11 protein-coding genes are annotated in these 16,415 nt (G+C 34.4%); 4 read left to right on the plus strand and 7 right to left on the minus strand.

Features of this window, described 5'->3' with window-relative positions; genetic code table 11:
- Positions 1 to 2: 2 nt before the first annotated feature.
- From rpsA to Q0X14_RS00195, 6 genes are all read right to left on the minus strand, one after another.
- Entirely contained in the window at positions 3 to 1,829 is a 1,827-nt protein-coding gene (rpsA, locus tag Q0X14_RS00170) for a 30S ribosomal protein S1 (RefSeq protein ID WP_297840788.1), read from the minus strand.
- A gap of 87 nt (positions 1,830 to 1,916) precedes the next feature.
- Positions 1,917 to 2,615, minus strand: a complete 699-nt coding sequence (cmk, locus tag Q0X14_RS00175; protein ID WP_297840791.1) for a (d)CMP kinase — start codon at positions 2,613 to 2,615, stop codon at positions 1,917 to 1,919.
- Positions 2,616 to 2,681: 66 nt separating this feature from the next.
- A complete protein-coding gene (gene dnaX, locus Q0X14_RS00180; RefSeq protein WP_297840794.1) occupies positions 2,682 to 4,343 on the minus strand; it encodes a DNA polymerase III subunit gamma/tau in 1,662 nt (553 codons plus the stop codon).
- Positions 4,344 to 4,345: 2 nt separating this feature from the next.
- Positions 4,346 to 4,837: a GAF domain-containing protein gene (locus tag Q0X14_RS00185; RefSeq protein WP_297840797.1), complete on the minus strand. Its 492-nt coding sequence runs from the start codon at positions 4,835 to 4,837 to the stop codon at positions 4,346 to 4,348.
- Positions 4,837 to 7,266, minus strand: coding sequence for an endopeptidase La (gene lon / locus Q0X14_RS00190; RefSeq protein WP_297840800.1), 2,430 nt, complete (start codon positions 7,264 to 7,266; stop codon positions 4,837 to 4,839). Before lon ends, Q0X14_RS00185 begins: the two co-directional genes overlap by 1 nt.
- A gap of 123 nt (positions 7,267 to 7,389) precedes the next feature.
- Positions 7,390 to 8,946, minus strand: coding sequence for a hypothetical protein (locus Q0X14_RS00195; protein WP_297840803.1), 1,557 nt, complete (start codon positions 8,944 to 8,946; stop codon positions 7,390 to 7,392).
- Positions 8,947 to 9,085: 139 nt separating this feature from the next.
- Between Q0X14_RS00195 and Q0X14_RS00200 the strand changes: the two genes are divergently transcribed.
- Entirely contained in the window at positions 9,086 to 9,856 is a 771-nt protein-coding gene (locus tag Q0X14_RS00200; RefSeq protein ID WP_297840806.1) for an inositol monophosphatase family protein, read from the plus strand.
- Here Q0X14_RS00200 and Q0X14_RS00205 read toward each other — a convergent pair.
- Positions 9,853 to 11,688, minus strand: coding sequence for a long-chain fatty acid--CoA ligase (locus tag Q0X14_RS00205; RefSeq protein WP_297840809.1), 1,836 nt, complete (start codon positions 11,686 to 11,688; stop codon positions 9,853 to 9,855). The two genes, Q0X14_RS00200 and Q0X14_RS00205, sit on opposite strands and share 4 nt — an antisense overlap.
- Positions 11,689 to 11,924: 236 nt before the next feature.
- Here Q0X14_RS00205 and pruA point away from each other — a divergent pair, with 236 nt between their 5' ends.
- The 3 genes from pruA to Q0X14_RS00220 all read left to right on the plus strand — a co-directional run bounded on the left by pruA (position 11,925) and on the right by Q0X14_RS00220 (position 16,412).
- Positions 11,925 to 13,553, plus strand: a complete 1,629-nt coding sequence (gene pruA / locus Q0X14_RS00210) for an L-glutamate gamma-semialdehyde dehydrogenase (protein ID WP_297840812.1) — start codon at positions 11,925 to 11,927, stop codon at positions 13,551 to 13,553.
- 74 nt (positions 13,554 to 13,627) lie between these two features.
- Positions 13,628 to 14,842 (plus strand): ADP-forming succinate--CoA ligase subunit beta, encoded by a 1,215-nt coding sequence (gene sucC, locus Q0X14_RS00215; protein WP_297840817.1) that lies wholly within the window; start codon positions 13,628 to 13,630, stop codon positions 14,840 to 14,842.
- A 154-nt stretch (positions 14,843 to 14,996) separates the two neighbouring features.
- The gene (locus Q0X14_RS00220) at positions 14,997 to 16,412 is read left to right on the plus strand and encodes a tetratricopeptide repeat protein (RefSeq protein WP_297840820.1); all 1,416 of its coding nucleotides are present in this window, start codon (positions 14,997 to 14,999) and stop codon (positions 16,410 to 16,412) included.
- Positions 16,413 to 16,415 lie beyond the last annotated feature (3 nt).

The raw sequence follows: 16,415 nt of genomic DNA on the forward strand, positions 1-16,415 counted from the left end.
GGTTATTTTGATTCTTCTTTCTTTTCTTCTTTTGGAGCTTCAGGTGAAGCTTCTTCAAAGATTGGAAAATCAGATGTATCAATAGTTCCTGTTTCAGCGCTCTTGATATTCTGCACAGTTACTTTTTCTAATTTAAATGTGACAATGTATTTCTGAATTTCTTCATCTGATTTTTCTTTTAATGCTGCAATTGCGCTAAGAACAATTTTCTTACTTTCCTTATCGAACTCAATTACTTTTAGTGGTAACTCAGCATCAACAGGGAAGTGAGTTGCAAGATTTTTAATCTTTGCAGTAGATAACTGTGTTGCCGGAACAAAGCCATCAACTTTTTCAGGAAGTTCAGCAATTAATCCTTTTTCGATAATGCGAACAACCTTACCAGTGGTTTCAGTTCCAACAGAATAAATCTGCTCGAATTTTGGCCAAGGGTTTTCAGTTATCTGTTTATGTCCGAGTGAAATTTTTCTTTGATCAACATCTACACTTAGAACAATTACTTCAATCTTTTCATTTTTCTTTACAACTTCACCGGGATGACGAATTTTCTTTGTCCAGGATAAATCTGAAATATGAATTAGTCCATCAACTCCTGGCTCTAATTCAACGAATACACCAAAGTTGGTGAGATTTCTTGCAATTCCCATATGTCTCGAACCAACCGGATATTTTTCCATAAGCTTCTGCCATGGATCTGGTTCAAGTTGTTTGATTCCGAGAGAAATTTTCTTTTCTTCTTTATCAAGACTTAAGATGATTGCTTCAACAATCTGACCCATTGCAACAACCTGACTTGGATGTTTAATGTGTTGAGTCCAGCTCATTTCAGAATTGTGAATCAAACCTTCAATACCTTTTTCAATTTCAATGAATGCACCGTAGTCTGTAAGAGAAACTACACGACCGGAAACTTTATCACCAACTTTGTATTTCTGCTCGATGTTTTCCCATGGATGTGGAAGAAGTTTTTTGAGAGATAGAGAAATTCTCTTCTTCTCTTCATCAAAATCAGTAACTACAACTTTAATTGTTTCATCAAGTTTGACTACTTCATTTGGATGATTGATTCTTCCCCAGCTTAAATCAGTGATATGAATTAAACCATCAACACCACCGAGGTCGACGAACACACCGAAGTCAGTAATTGCTTTAACAGTTCCTTCAAGTATCTGACCTTTCTCAAGACTTTGCAGAATTGCCGCTCTCTGGTCTTTCATTTCTTCTTCGATCAGAACTTTATGTGATACTACAACATTCTCAGTTGGTTCATTAACTTTAACAACTCTGAAGTCCATAGTCTGACCAACAAAGGCATCAAAGTCACGAATTGGTTTAACATCAATTTGTGAACCCGGTAAGAATGCTTCCATTCCCATCAGGTCAACAACCATTCCGCCTTTAATTCTCTTAATGATTTTGCCTTGAAGAACTTCACCGGTTTTAGCAGCATTAATAACTCTTTCCCAGATTCTCAGGAAGTCTGCTCTTTGTTTGCTAAGTACAAGATTTCCATCCTGGTCTTCAACACTTTCGAGAACAACTTCTACTTCCTGACCAACTTTTATTTCAGCATCGGCAGGAAATTCAGATTTGGGAATTGTTCCTTCAGACTTGAATCCAATATCAACAATAACATTATCGCCCTGGATTCGAACGATTTTACCGCGAACCAACTCGCCTTCTTTAACATCTCTGAATGATTCGGAATAAAGTTTAGCGAGTGTTTCGAACTCTTCATTTGAATACTGATCGTGGTTGAATTTGACTTTCGCCTTTTCAATCTCATCGGGTGTCAGCGTATTGAGAGTCGTTTCTTTTGTTTGGGACATTAATCCTCCTTAAAGTTTTTTCTGTTTTTTATAATCCAAGCCGGAAGACTATAAAAAACAGTAATTAGTTTAACATAATTACCGGCTTTAGTTTATTGTTAATTTAATTCCTTTTTTATCTGCAACTTTTTTTGATTCTTCTAAAATCAAATCTACCTGTTGTTCAATTGATAAGTTTGATGTATCTATTTCAACTGCATCAGGACTTTTTGTAAGCGGACTTACATCTCTACTTGAATCAATTCTGTCTCGTTCAAGAATATTCTGTTTAACTTTCTCAATATCAACTTGCTGTCCTTTTTGAGCAAACTCTAAAGCTCTTCTTCTTGCTCTTTCATCAATACTGGCAGTAAGAAAAATTTTTACATCTGCATTTGGAAAAACAACAGTGGTTATATCTCGTCCTTCCATAACAACACCACCATTTTTTCCCATCTCTTTTTGTTTCTGAACGAGAATTTTTCTAACACCTTCAATCTTGCTAACAGGACTTACATTTTGATTAACTTCCAAAGAACGAATTTCTTCAGTTACATCTTTTCCATTTACATTAACTTTTGTTTGTCCGTCTTCGAACTTTAATTCTATGTTTAGTTTGGAAGCAAGCTCAATAATTTTTTCTTCATCATTTAAAATATTATTCTTGATGGCATAAAGAGTTACTGCACGATACATCGCACCAGTGTCAATGTATAAGTAGCCCAACTTTTTCGCCAGCAATTTTGCAGTTGTGCTTTTTCCGGAACCTGCAGGACCATCAATAGCAATAATGAGTTTTTCAGACATAGATACCAAAAATATCTATTATCTTTCAATATTAAAAGTATTTAGCGTGAGAAATTTTGTGAGCAATTAAGAGATTTCCCGGCCTCCAAGCTCTTCAATAATTATTCTTTCGAATGGGTCTGAAATTGAGGATTTACTGATATTTTGAGTAGTGTGCTTAATTTCTTCGTTTTTTTCAGGATTTTTCTCGACAAATTGTAGTTTTTTACCAAAAAAGTTCATTGATTTTTTCTCGAGATATTCCTGATTTAAACTCAGAGTTTCCATAAAACCTGGTTCCAGATTTTCGAGATAAAGCTTATTCCCATCAATATCTGCCGGTTGAATTTTGCTGAAAATCGGTGCAAGCAGAAATGCTTTTTCTTTCGAAATATCGTCCACAAATAAATTCCACCGGGAAACAATTTCTTCGAAGTTATTGATGTTAGCTTTTACAGTTGAAGAAGAAGCAACTGATGCACTGATTTGAGAAGATTGAATTTCTTCAGATGATTTTTTTTCTTTTTTTATTGGGATTGTATTTTTTATTAAGGGCGTTGGCTCTGCTACTTTATCGATGGGCTTTTTTTTTATTGGCTCATCACTAAAGTCAGAAGCTTTTCCTTCCTCTAATGCTGAAATAATTTCTGAAATTGTTGCAGACTTTTCAAGTCCTATTAAGTGAGATAAAATTATTTCAAGCTTAAGTTTACGATTGTTGGAAAACCTCAACTCTTGTTGTGACTTTGCAAGGAAGTTAAGTATTCTTAACAAATCACCTTTCGAAAATTCTTTTGATGTCTGGAAATATTTTGGTTTATAGATTTCTGCACATTCAATCTGATCGGTTTTATTTGTTAATACAACTGTAAGAATATTTCTGAAATGTTCAATCAGGCCATCAAGAAAATCCGTAAAGTCCCAGCCATTTTGATAAATTGTATTTATTGTATCGAAAACTGTTTGGAAGCTTTTAGAAATAATTGCATCTGAAATATTAAAGTAAGTTTCTTCGTCTATTAAATTCAGGATTTTGGATACAGTTTCTGAATCAACATTTTCGCCGCAGAAAGCTATAACCTGATCGAAATAACTTTGTGCATCGCGCATTCCACCATCAGCCTTTTTTGCAATGATTGTAAGAGCTTTATCATCAATTTTTATTTTCTCTTCATCAGCAATCTTTTTCAACTGTTGTTTAATGGTTTCAATCTGAAGTCTTCGGAAATCAAATCTCTGACATCGTGAAATAATAGTTGGTGGAACTTTGTGAATATCAGTTGTAGCAAAAACAAAAATTGTATGAGCCGGTGGTTCTTCCAAAGTCTTGAGAAATGCATTGAACGATTCAGTTGTTAACATATGCACTTCATCAATAATATAAACTTTGTATTTGCCAAGCGCTGGAGCATACTTAACTGATTCTCTAAGAGTTCTAACTTCATCAATTCCACGATTTGTTGCAGCATCTATCTCGATTATATCCATCGATTGCATTTCGTTAATTGCTTTGCACATTTCGCATTTGTTACAGGGCTCAAAGTCAACAGGATTTAAACAGTTTAGTGCCTTTGCAAGTATTCGGGCTGTTGTTGTTTTACCGACTCCGCGAGGACCTGTAAAAATATAAGCGTGTGCAATTCTGTTTTTTCTTAGAGAATTTTTTAATGTTTCAGTTATGTGCTCCTGTCCGACTACTTCTTCAAATTTCTGCGGACGCCATTTTCGTGCTGTTACTTGATATGTCATAATTAGTTAATTATTTCTTCTGTCAGAAATTTAACTATTTCTTCCAAATATTTTTTGTCTGTTTCATCGAAAGAGTTAAATGAATCAGAGTCCACATCCAGAACTCCAATTAATTTATTGTTCTTAAACATCGGAACAACAATTTCAGATTTGGAATCAGGATCGCAGAAGATATGACCGGGAAACTTATTCACATCGGGTACAATAACTGTTTCGCCTTTTTCCGCAGCGGTTCCGCAAACACCACTTCCAAGTTTAATTTTAGTGCAAGCAACCTTTCCCTGAAATGGACCCAGGTATAAAATCTCTCCATCAAACAAATAAAATCCGACCCAACTAATTTTATCAAAAGTTTGCTTTAATGCTGCAGTAAGATTTGAAAGATTTGTTATTAATCTTTCTTCTTTTGATAACAGACTTTTAAGTTGTTTGATCAATAATTCATACTGCTCTGAAAGTTGAGCATCTTTTTTTACTTCTAAAACTTCAGCCATTACTTCTTCGATTTCTTTTTAACTTTAACTGATTTTTTTAGAGAAGGGAATACATAAGGAATTGCGTCTTCAATTCGTTCAATCAGAACTATTTTAATTCCCTCTTTTACTTCGTTTGGAATTTCTTTCAAATCAATTTCATTTTCTTTTGGAATAAGAACAGTTTCTATCTGATTTCTTTTTGCAGCAAGCAGCTTTTCAGTTAGTCCTCCAATAGCAAGAATAGAACCTGTGAGCGTAATCTCTCCGGTCATTGCAACATTGTTTGTTGCAGGAATTCCACTTACAGCCGAGTACATTGCCATTGCCATTGCAATTCCGGCAGAAGGACCATCTTTTGGAATTGCTCCTTCAGGCAGGTGAACATGAATTTCTTTTCCTTTAAAGAAATCAGGATGAAGATGTAGTTCTTTAGCGTGAGCCCTTAAGTAACTTAATGCTGCGTGAGCAGACTCCTTCATTACATTTCCAAGTTGTCCGGTTAAAGTTAATTTTCCGGGACCAATCATTACTGCAGCATCGACATTAAGAATTTCACCTCCTGTGCTTGTCCAGGCCAAACCAGTAACACTTCCAACTTTAAGTGTTTTGCTGTGCTTTGAATAACGATATCTCGGTACTTTTAAATATTCTTCAACTTTGTTTTCATCAACCAGATATTTTGTTTTTGATTTTGATTTACCATTAGATGATTCTTTAAGCACAATATCTCTTGCAATTTTTCTGCAAACTGTTGCTATTTCTCTTTCTAGATTTCGCACACCTGATTCGCGTGTGTATTCACGAATTATTTTTCTTATCGCTTCATCAGTAACTATCACATTTTTGTTTAACAATCCGTGTGCTTTAAGTTCTTTTGGAAGAATATGTCTTTTTGCGATTTCAAGTTTGTCATATTCAAGATATCCGGGTAATTCTATAATTTCCATTCTATCCTGAAGCGGCAGAGGAATGTTATAACGAACATTTGCAGTAGTAATGAACAACACCTGACTCAAATCATAATCAACTTCAAGATAGTGATCATTAAATGAATGATTTTGTTCAGGATCAAGAACCTCAAGCATTGCTGCAGATGGATCTCCGCGGAAGTCCATACTCATTTTATCAATTTCGTCAAGAAGAATAACAGGATTGATTGTTCCTGCTCTTTTCATTGATTGAATAATTTTGCCTGGCATTGAACCAATGTAAGTTCTTCTGTGTCCTCTTATTTCAGCTTCATCACGAACCCCACCAAGACTTATTCTTACAAATTTTCTTCCTAAAGCTCTTGCAATTGATTTACCCAAAGATGTTTTTCCAACTCCCGGAGGACCAACGAAACAAAGAATCTGTCCTTTCATCTGTTTGACGAGATTAAGGACAGCAATGTGTTCAATGATTCTTTCTTTTGGTTTTTCCAATCCGAAGTGATCTTCATCCAGAATTTTCTGAACATGTTTTATGTTCAAATTATCTTTAGTCTTTTTTGACCAGGGAACATCAATCAGCCAATCAAGATAATTTCTTATCACAGTTGATTCAGGTGACATCGGAGGAGTCTTCTTTAACTTGTTAAGTTCCTCCATTGCTTTCGCTTCCACTTCCTGAGGCATTTTTGCTTTTTTAATTGCTTCACGAAGTTTAGAAAATTCCGGCGAAGCATCTTCATCTTCTCCAAGTTCATCCTGAAGAATTTTTATCTGCTCCTGTATAATAAATTTCCGCTGAGTCTTCGCTATATTTTCCTGAACTTTTGTATCTATTTCTTTTTCAATTTTAAGAATATCAATTTCTGAATTAAGAATTTTTATAAGTTCATAGTATTGCTCTTTAAGTGTTGTTTTCTGAAGTATTGATTGTTTAACTTCAATTGGTTGAATGACATTAGCAGCAGCATAAAAAAGTTTTCGGTCAGGTTCTTCTATGTTATCAAATGCTGCGATAGTATCATTCGGAACATTTCTGCTTATCTTTACATAATCCTTAAATAACTGAGTCATCTGACGAACAAGTGCATTCATCTCGTGATCAATTTCTACTTTAGGAAATACAGCTTCTATGTGCGCTTCGAAAAAATCAGTTCTTTCTGTAAAGCCAACAATTCTTCCTTGCACAAGTCCATCGACTAAAATTTTCATCAAACCATTTGGCAGTTTTAGTATTTGAACAATCTTTGCGATAGTTCCTTCAGGATAAATATCAGCTGGAGTCGGATCTTCAATACTTGATTTTATTTGAGTTGAAAGGAAAATGTATTTTGTATTCTCTGCTGCGTAGTTTGCTGCGCGAATCGATTGTTCTCTGCCAACGAGAACAGGAAAAATCATATAAGGATAAATAACAATATCTCTTAAAGGAAGAACCGGAAGTACATCCGGAATATCATCAATAAAACTTTTTTGATTGTCTGTTAAAATTTCAGTTTCTCCGTAAATGTTAGTCATATTATAAATTATTTGTTTTTAAGTGTTTCTAATATATCCAATTTGATTTGAGCTATCAAGGAAAGTACTTTTACTTGAAGTTAATATGACTTGAAAATTCATAAATCGGCTTAATACCAGATGTTATCGAACTAAAATCATTTTTCCGGTTTGTGAAATTCCATTTATTACAAGATTATAAAAATAAATTCCGCTACTTAGTTTTAAAGAATTTATATCAGACGGAAATTCAACTTCATAATATCCGGGTTCTTTTAATTCATCCACAAGAGTATCAATTTCCCTTCCAAGTAAATCATAAACTTTCAGAGTTACAGGCAAATAAATATTACCATTGTTAGCAAGGTATGTCGGAATTTGATATGAAATTTTTGTCGAAGCGTTAAAAGGATTTGGAAAATTACGCAACAAAATTTCAGATTGAATGTTTATAGAATTATATGGATTATTCAATCGTATCAGAAAACCTTTCTTTGCTTTTCTATCTGAATAGTAACCAGTTAAAATTATTTTTCCATCTGGTTGTATTAGCAAATCTCTCACTTCTTCATCAAAACCATAGAAATTAAAGTCAAACATTCCTTCATTACCAAAAGACAAATCTGTTGAGCCATCACTATTAAATCTTGCAACCAAAAGATTTTTCGAACCATCAATAGTTTTAATCCCTCCAACAATAAGCTTATCATAATTATCAGATTTTACTACCCACGCAAAATCATCAGCATTATCATAATCTGCTAATAGAATTCCATTATTTCCGAAACTTTTATCAATCGAACCATTAATGTTATATCTGACAAGCATTATGTCTGTGTCAGGAAGACCAGTCTTTTCTGTATATCCTGCAGCAACATATTTACCATCACTCTGGATAGCAATGGAATGTGCTGTATTGTATTTGTATTGGAAATCCGTAGTTACAATTCCGGTTGAACCAAAACTATTATCTAGCGATCCGTCGGAGTTTAATCTTACCAGAGCAAAATCCCAACTGCCAAAGAGGTAAGTCCAACCACAGATGATAATTTTTCCATCATTTTGGGCTTTGATTGAAAAAGCAACATCGTTATATGAACCGATATTAATGACTTTGCTTCCATTGTCACCAAAAGATGAATCAATTCTACCATCAGGATTTAATCTGATAATTGCAAAATCCCAGTTAAACTTTTCTGCAAAACCACAAGCTACAATTTTTCCATCAGGTTGAATGTCCATTGAGAAAAGTCTATCATCTTTCCTGAAAAAATCCTTTGTAAATATTCCGTTTACCCCAAATGTTGAGTCTAATGTTCCATTTTCAATGAATCTGATTATGATAAAATCCCAACTTGTTCCGTTAAAATATCTGCCTCCAATTAAAATTTTTCCATCACTTTGAATCGCAGAAGCATAAGCATCTTGCCAGGTTCCGTTACCAACACTAAATGATCCTGATGGATTAAATGAAGTATCTCTTTCTCCGTTTTCAAGTAATCTTATCAGTGAAATTTCGCTTGGGGATTCTTCGTCATTATATGCCCATCCTGTTGCAATTATTTTATTATCTCTCTGAAGTGAAAGAGACCAAAATCCGAAATTCGTAGCTTTAATCTGAGGAATAGTTATTCCATCTGTTCCGAAGTTTGAATCGAATATACTTTGAGAAAAGTTCTGATTTGATAATGATAAAATCAAAATGGTGAGTAGTAAAAATATTTTTTTTTGATTGACGGGCAACAAATTTTCTTCGACAATAATATGATAAATTACAATAACAAAATTTTAATTTTATTTTTTAATTACAACACACTCATTTATACATCACAAGAAAATTATGATAAATGACATTATTCAAATTGCAAAAGAAGCAGGCGGTATAATTCGAAGTGCTCACGGTACAAGGTTTTCAGTTGAAGTAAAGTCAAATAATTTGAAAAATCTTGTTACTGAGATAGATAAAAAATCTGAAAAAACTATAACTGAATTTATAAGAAAGAAATTTCCAACTCATAATATTCTTGCTGAAGAAGGTGGTGAACACAAAAGTTCATCAGAATATCTTTGGGTAATTGATCCGCTTGATGGAACTACAAACTTTGCACATGGTTTACCAATTTTTTCTGTTTCAATAGGTGTTCAGTATAAAAATGAAACTGTTGCCGGAGTTGTTTATGATGTGATGCGGGATGTTCTATACTCAGCGGAGAAGGGAAGTGGTGCGTTTGAAAATGAAAAGAGAATCACCGTCAATTCAAATGATAATATTGAAGAAAGTATACTCGTAACAGGATTTCCATATAATGTTGCTGAAAATCCCGATAAAGTTTTTGAAAGATTTATTGAAATGATTAAAGTTGCCCGTGCAGTAAGAAGACTTGGTTCTGCTGCAATAGATTTTTGTTATGTTGCCAATGGTGTGTTTGATGGATTTTGGGAAGTACATTTAAATCCGTGGGATATTTGTGCAGGTAAATTAATTGTTGAAGAAGCTGGTGGAAAGGTTACAGATTTTAATGGAAATACTATTTCTATTTTTAATAAAACAATCCTTTCCACCAATGGAAAAATTCATAATAAAATGATTGAACTACTTAATAAAGTCTAACTTTCCTTCTTCTCAAGACTTTCGTACATCTTTTCAATAAGATTGCGGTATCTTTCTTCAATATATTTTCTTCTTACTTTCAAGCTTGGAGTAATTTCACCTGTTTCAATTGAGAAAGGCTTATCAAGCAACGCAAACTTTCTCACTCTTTCATAGTTGGCTAATTGTCTTTGCATCTGATTGAGTTCTGATTCAAGTAACTTATAAATTCTGTCATCACGAACTAAATCATCAACTTTTGTGTATGGAATTTTATTTGAGTCAGCATATTCTTTCAATGCTTCAAAATCCGGGACGATTAAAGCAGTTAAAAACATTCTCCTGTCGCCAATCAAAACGAACTGATCAATGTATTTGCTAGCAAGGAAAAGATTTTCGATAGGAGTTGGTGCAATATATTTTCCTGCAGAGGTTTTAAAGAGATGTTTTTTGCGATCCGTAATTTTTAGAAATCCTTCAGCATCAAATTCACCAATATCACCGGTATGTAACCAGCCATCAATAATCGTAGCTTCAGTCTCTTTTTTATTCTTGTAGTAACCTTGCATAATATTGGGACCTTTGGCAAGAATCTCACCATCTGGAGCAATTTTAACTTCAACACCGGGGAAAGGTTTTCCAACTGTTCCGAATTTATAATCATCAACTCTGTTTGCAGCAATCACAGGAGAAGATTCAGTTAAACCATATCCTTCAATTATTAAGATTCCTACTGCTTCAAAAAATTCACCAAGGTCTTTTGAAAGAGCAGCACCACCGGAAATGAAAAATCTTAATCTGCCACCGGTTCGTTCTCTCAGTTTTTTAAACACAAGTTTATCAGCAACTTTATTTTTAGCAGCGAGTGCAATTGAAACTTTTCCCTTCTTCTTTGCCTGAGCATATTCTTTTCCGATATCAATTGCCCAATGAAATATTTTTTGCTTTTTCTCCGGTTGAGATTCTACATTTTTAATAATTCTTGAATAAATTCTCTCGAACAGACGAGGTACTGTTGTCATTATTGTTGGTTTTACTGCAACCAAATCCTGAGCAACTGTTTCAATGCTCTCCGCATAACAAATTGTTCCACCGGAAGAAAATGCAGTGTAGTAACCAGCCATTCTTTCAAAGATGTGGCACAAAGGAAGGAATGAAAGGAAAATATCATCCTTATTTATTGGAAAACATTCAAGTGCTGCACGAACATTCGAAAGTATATTGTTATGAGTTAAAACTACTCCCTTAGGTTCACCTGTTGTTCCTGAAGTGTAAATGATTGTACAAACATCTTCAGGTTTTGTCATTTCAATGCTGTCTTTAAGAAGATTTGGGTGTTCTTTGCTATATCTTTTACCAATATCCTGTACTTGTTTGAAAGTATAAAGCCCTTGAATATTCGGGTCAAAGTCTTTTTCGTTATAAATGATTATGAACTCAACAGTCTTACAATTATTTCTGATTTTAAGAAACTTATTTAACTGAAATTTGTTCGAAACAATTATTCCTTTTGATTCGGAATTGTTTATAATGAATTCAACTGATTCAGCAGTAAGTGAAGGATAAAGCGGAACATCAATTGCACCTAAACTTAAAATTGCCATATCGCTGTAAACCCATTCAGGTCGGTTCTCTGAGATGATTGCGATTTTATCATCCCGTTTTACGCCAAGATTTGCCAGACCAAAAGCAAAGCTGTCAGTTTCTTCCTTAAACTGATCGTATGAAACTCCGACAAATTTTCCGTCAACTTTATATCGTAATAAATCTTTATTAGTTGTTTTGCTGTATTCTTCGGTAAGATAGCGATAGAGGCGTGGAATGGTTGTTACAGATTTGTGTAATTCAGCCATTTTCTCTCCTTATAATTAGTGAATTTTTGAAACTTTTGCCCTACTAGAAATCCTGAGCAGATTTCAGCTAAAGAATCTATTCTCTTTGAAAAAATACTATCAAAAACACTAATTGCAAAAAGAAAATTTTATTGTAACTTTTTGTGTTTTAGCTTCAGACAAACAAATTCCAAATTGATAATCCCGCCCAAAAGCAGTAATTTTTCAACTACAATTTTTAATATTGAGGAATTACCATGTCAAACGCATATTTCAAAGTACCACAACCCGTAAATGAACCCGTAAAATCTTACAAACCAGGAAGTCCTGAGAGAGAAGAGTTAAAGAAAAAATTAGCAGAACTCAAATCAAAACAAATCGAAATACCACTGATAATTGGTGGTGAAGAAATCAGAACCGGAAACACTGAAGAAATCAGAATTCCCCATAATCATAGCCATATTCTTGGAGTGTATCATAAAGCAAGTAAGAAAGAAGTTGAAATGGCTATTGAAGCTGCTCTCGAAGCCAGAAAAGAATGGTCTGTAATGCCTTGGGAACACCGAGTTTCAGTGTTTCTTAAAATAGCTGAATTATTATCCGGACCGTGGAGATCAACAATAAACGCTGCAACAATGCTTGGTCAATCGAAAACAGTTCATCAGGCAGAAATTGATTCAGCAGCTGAGCTTGTTGATTTCTATCGTTTCAACAGTTACTACATGGCTGAACTTATGAAAGATCAACCGATTTCACCAATCGGAATGTGGAACAGAGTTGAATATCGTCCACTTGAAGGATACATTTTTGCAGTAACTCCATTTAACTTTACCTCAATCGCGGGAAACCTACCAACAGCACCTGCGATAGTTGGTAATGTTAGTTTGTGGAAACCAGCTTCAAGTGCAGTTTATTCTGCTTATTGGTTGATGAAATTATTTGAAGAAGCAGGTTTGCCAAAAGGAGTAATTAACTTTGTTCCTGGCTCAGGTGGTCAGGTCGGAACGCCTGCAATGACAAATCCAAATCTTGCGGGAATTCATTTTACCGGTTCAACTGAAGTTTTCCAGAATATGTGGAAACTGATTTCTGATAATTTGAAGAATATGAAATACTATCCCAGAATCGTTGGCGAAACCGGTGGAAAGGATTTCATTTTTGCTCACAACTCAGCTGATGTTGATTCACTTGTTGTTGCTTCACTTCGCGGAGCTTTTGAATATCAGGGACAAAAATGCTCTGCCGCTTCAAGAATGTATGTTCCGAAATCAATTTGGAAGGAGTTCAAAGAAAAGTATGTTAATGAAGTTAGCAAAATTAAAATGGGAGATGTAGAAGATTTCACAAACTTTATGGGTGCTGTTATTGATAAAGGTGCATTCGAAACAATTACTGGTTACATTAAATATGCAAAAGAATCCAAAGAAGCTGAAATAATCACCGGTGGAAACTTTGATGATTCAAAAGGATATTTTATAGAGCCAACAACAATAGTAACTACTAATCCAAAATTCAAAACAATGGAAGAGGAAATATTTGGTCCTGTTCTAACAATTTATGTTTATGATGATAATAAACTTGATGAAACTTTAAAGTTATGTGATGAAACTTCTCCATACGGATTAACAGGTGCAATCTTCGCCCAAGATAGGAAGGCAATTGTTAAAATGTCTGATGCATTGAGAAATGCTGCAGGTAATTTCTATATAAATGACAAACCAACCGGAGCAGTTGTTGGGCAGCAGCCATTCGGTGGTGGAAGAGCTTCAGGAACTAATGATAAAGCAGGCAGTGCAATGAATATCTTAAGATGGATGACCGCAAGAACAATAAAAGAAACTTTCGATCCACCTAAGGATTGGCGTTATCCGTTTATGGGTGAATAAAAAGATTATTCTTTTCACTTTATTTAATATTCATTTGAAAAAAAATTGATTAAAAAATAATTAGAGGTAACTAAATGAAAATACACGAGTATCAGGCAAAAGAAATTCTTAAAAAATATTCAGTGCCTGTTCAGGATGGAATTCCCGTTAAAACTATGGCTGAATTTGATAAAGCATTAGCCGAGCTCCAGGCGAGAGGAATAAATCAATTTGTGGTTAAGTCGCAGATTCACGCTGGCGGAAGAGGTAAAGGAAAAATTTATGATGTTAGAAATCGTGAAAACTTATTGCTCGAAGGTGGAGTTAAATTCACTACTCTGCCCGAAAAAGCCACTGAATATGCCGAGAAAATTTTAGGAAATGTTTTGGTTACTCATCAGACTGGACCGGAAGGAAAAGTTGTTAAAACTATTTTTCTGGCAGAAGGTCTCGATTATAAAAAAGAATTATATCTGGGAATTCTACTCGACAGGGCAGTATCGAAAAATGTTATTATGGTTTCAACAGAAGGCGGAGTTGAAATAGAAAAAGTTGCAGAAGAAACACCGGAAAAAATTATTAAGGAATGGATTGACCCTGCAGTTGGATTACAAAATTATCAGGCACGTAAATTAGCTTTTGCACTTGGTTTGCAGGGAGAAGCTTTCAAAAGCTTTATTCCGTTTATTAAAAATCTTTATCGTGCTTATGAAGAGACTGATGCTTCACTGCTTGAAATTAATCCATTGATAATTACTAATGATGATAGAGTTGTTGCATTAGATGCTAAAATGAATTTTGATGACAACGCATTATTCCGTCATCCTGAAATTTATGCATATCGTGATCTTGATGAAGAAGACCCGTTGGAAATTGAAGCATCGAAATATAATCTTAACTACATCAAGCTTGATGGAAATGTTGGTTGTATGGTAAATGGAGCCGGACTTGCGATGGCTACAATGGACATTATCAAACTTGCCGGAGGTGAGCCGGCTAACTTTCTTGATGTTGGTGGCGGTGCTAATAAAGAAACAGTTGCTAATGGATTTAAGATAATTCTTTCTGATCCGAATGTTAAAGCGATACTGATAAATATTTTTGGTGGAATTGTCCGTTGTGACAGAGTAGCTCAGGGAGTTATCGATGCTGCAAAAGAAATGGCAGTTAAAGTTCCGATTGTTGTAAGACTTGAAGGAACAAACGCTAAAGAAGCTGCTGATTTGCTCGCTGCTTCAGATTTACATTTTGAAGTAGCAAAAAGTCTGAAGGAAGCTGCTGAAAAAGTAACTTCAGTTTTAAGAAATTAATTTTTTATCAGGATGCGGTTTGAAGTAAGGGCGAAATCTTCAAACCGCATGATTCATAATACTTTTTAATTAAAATCAAAATTTTACTCGCCTTGATTTTAGTTTTAATTCCAATTAGATTTTTTTTGAAAATATATAATTGTTAGGAGAGTTAATGTCATTGTTCGATTCTGAATATTCCCAGGAAGATAATTTTGAATCTTCCGAAAATCTTGAAGAAGAAATAAAAGAGTGTAAAGCAATTTTAGAAAATGGATATATCTATGATTCAATTGAGCGAATTGAAGATTTAATTCAGGACTGTATTGATTTCATAAAATTTGAAGATGGACTTTATTTTACTGATAAACTTCTGGAAATCTTTCCGTACAACTCTGAGCTTTGGTTAAAGAAGGGAATTCTTCTTAATGGATTAATGAAGTTTGAAGAAGCAATTGATTCATTTGAGAAAGCACTTTCATTAAATCCTAATGATACAGAAACACTTGTAGATAAATCGGCTGCAGAAGAAAATATGGGTCTTTATCAGCAGGCAGAGGAATCCCTTCGACGTGTTTTGGAAATCGACCCTGAAAATGAAGATGCATTTTTTAGTCTTGGACTTCTGTATCAAAGACAATTCAAATATGCCGAAGCAATACCTTATTTTGAGCGCGCTATAAAAATTGATCCGGATTATATCGAAGTTTATTATGAACTTGGTTTTTGCTTTGAAGCATTAAATGACTTTGATAAAGCACTCGCAGCTTATGAAAAATTTCTTGACCTCGATCCCTATAATGCAAGTGGTTGGTACAACAAAGGAATTATTCTCGTTAAAACCGGAAAGCTTGAAGAAGCAGTCAACTGTTTTGATCTTTCAACTTCCATTCGTGATGATTTTGCAAGTGCGTGGTATAATAAAGGAAATACTTTAGCTGATTTAGGAAAATATCAACAGTCAATAGAATGCTTTCATAAAGTAATTGAGATTGATCCATTTGATGAAACTGCTTATTACAATCTTGCAAGTGTTTATGAAGAAATCGGAGAACTTCAACAAGCAGTAAAATATTATTCAAAAGCAATTGAAAGTGATGAAGAATACTTTGAAGCATATCTCGCAAGAGGTTATTGTTACGATTCGCTTGGGAAATATCAGCTGGCACTAAGAGATTTTAATAAAGCAATCTCAATATCAAGTGATGATCCAGACGCTTGGCGCGCAAAAGCAGATCTTGAATATTCACTTGGTCATCTTGAAGAATCAATTAAAAGTTATCTGGAAGCTGCCCGGCTTCAGCCGGATGGTTATGACATCTGGTATAACCTTGCCGAAACATATTACGAAGCAAATAAATGGCTCAATGCGCTTGAAGCGTATGATCAATGTCTTCGGATAAATCCGAAGGATTCTAATTCAATGTATTCCAAAGCAAAAATAAATTTTATTCTGCATCGTACTCAGGAAGCAATCGACTGTTTGAAGAAGGCATTCGAAATAAATCCGGATATCAGAAATGAATTCGAAAATGAATATCCGGACATTAAAACATCAAAATTGTTCAAAAGACTTTTAGGTGAAATTTAATTT

Origin of the sequence: Ignavibacterium sp., from assembly GCF_025998815.1 — a bacterium.
GTDB lineage: Bacteria > Bacteroidota > Ignavibacteria > Ignavibacteriales > Ignavibacteriaceae > Ignavibacterium.